Raw genomic sequence first — 1,614 nt, forward strand, 5'->3', positions numbered from 1 at the left:
GGCGGGGGAGCAGGGGCGTGGGTTTGCGGTGGTGGCTTCGGAAGTGCGGAATCTGGCGCAGCGCAGCGCGCAGGCGGCGAAGGAGATCAAGGCGCTGATCGAACACAGTGCGGGGACGGTGGATGCCGGGTCGCGGTTGGTTAGCGAGGCGGGGAAGGTGATGAGTGATGTTGTCTCGCAGGTTCAAGGCGTCAGCGCGATGATGAGCGAGATTGCTGAGGCTAGCCTGGAGCAGAGTGCCGGGATCGATCAGATTGGCGATGCGGTGCAGTCGCTCGATCAGATGACGCAGCAGAATGCGGCTTTGGTCGAAGAAAGTGCGGCAGCGGCCGAGAGTTTGAAGCAGCAGGCGGCGGAATTGACCAAGCTGGTGTCGGCGTTCAAGGTGGATGAATAAAGTCTGCTTCGCGTTTTAGGATGAGGCGTTTCTCAGGGACGGCTGCCGTGGGTTCACGGCAGCCGTTTTGCATTCGGGCTTGGGTTCGGGGACGTCATACAAGAATGAAAAGCATTTCGAAACTGAAAGTCGGAGGTGGGGGCGGTTGTGCTCCTAGAGCTGATTGCTGTTGTCGGGGCGAGGGTGGTTGCGTCGCCGACCAATTCTTATCTCGCGGATCGGAAGAAGGCTGCCAAGGCAGTTAATGCGGCTCGGATGGAAGACCGGACGGATTTGGACAAGAAATATACCGCCGAAGTGAATGCGAAGCTGGTAAAGCTTGTCGGGACGGTCAAGGCGAAAGGGTTTTCCGGGAAGGCGGGGAGTAACGTTCAGAGCGCTATCGCCGATGACGGGATGACGCCGGGGCCGGACGGGTTGTTCCTCGAGTCGGATGACGGGAAGGAGAATCTTCTTGTTACGACGGTTCCGCTTTTGAAGGCTTGGGTGGCAACGTCGGATGCGGGGTTTAAGTCGACGGGTGATGTTGCCGTTATCTTCGATAACGAGACGTTTTATGCGGACGTGTTCAGTGATGACGCCGCGGCATATCGGTTCGCCGAGTTGCCGGTGAAGCGGAAGCCGGCTGATGCGGAGGTGAAGGCGTTGCTGCTGGGTGATTGTCAGGACGGGGTGCCGGAGGGGCCGAATACGTTGGCGGTATCGATCAGGCAGGGAGAGTGGATTTATGTCCTTTGGAGGGATGTTACGGTTCGGGGGATTGCTGCTTGCGGTGTTGGCCGAGTGCCAGAGGACAAGCGACAGGAATGTTTCGCGAAGCATCTGCCTGAGCAGAAGATCTATTCACGGCTTGTGATAGAAGCGCAAGCGGTAGTGAATGAAGTCATTCAATAGGGAACGGTTCGCCGACGTCACCAGCCCGTGTTGGGAATGCACTTGATTGCGGCCATGGGCTCTCTAGTTGCGTGGTTCGTTGCATCGACGGGTTGAATCCGCAGGCGATCACGGCCCTCGATGAAGTGAGGACCTATCCGTCATTTCGTGGGCGGGGCATATCATGAGGTATAAAAGTCATGGATATGCCGATGAAGAAGAAGAGGCAAACCGTAGCGCGTCAGGCAGCGGCCCGCGGGCCGCTGCCTGAGTTGCCCAAGGAACTGCTGGACCAGTTGGTCAAGGGGCCGATGACGCCGACCGAGGTTCAGGATCTGATGCTG

General features: G+C 58.2%; 2 protein-coding genes and 1 pseudogene. All 3 read left to right on the forward strand.

Annotated features, from left to right (window positions below):
• On the forward strand, positions 1-397 hold a 397-nt coding region (locus GD429_RS39965; RefSeq protein ID WP_227792230.1), incomplete at its 5' end, for a methyl-accepting chemotaxis protein.
• 147 nt (positions 398-544) lie between these two features.
• Positions 545-1,291, forward strand: coding sequence for a hypothetical protein (locus GD429_RS39970; RefSeq protein WP_227792238.1), 747 nt, complete (start codon positions 545-547; stop codon positions 1,289-1,291).
• A 191-nt stretch (positions 1,292-1,482) separates the two neighbouring features.
• Positions 1,483-1,614: pseudogene (locus GD429_RS39975) on the forward strand (IS256 family transposase); the annotation flags it as partial.

It is taken from the genome of Burkholderia sp. BE17 (assembly GCF_009362305.1).
GTDB lineage: Bacteria > Pseudomonadota > Gammaproteobacteria > Burkholderiales > Burkholderiaceae > Burkholderia > Burkholderia pyrrocinia_C.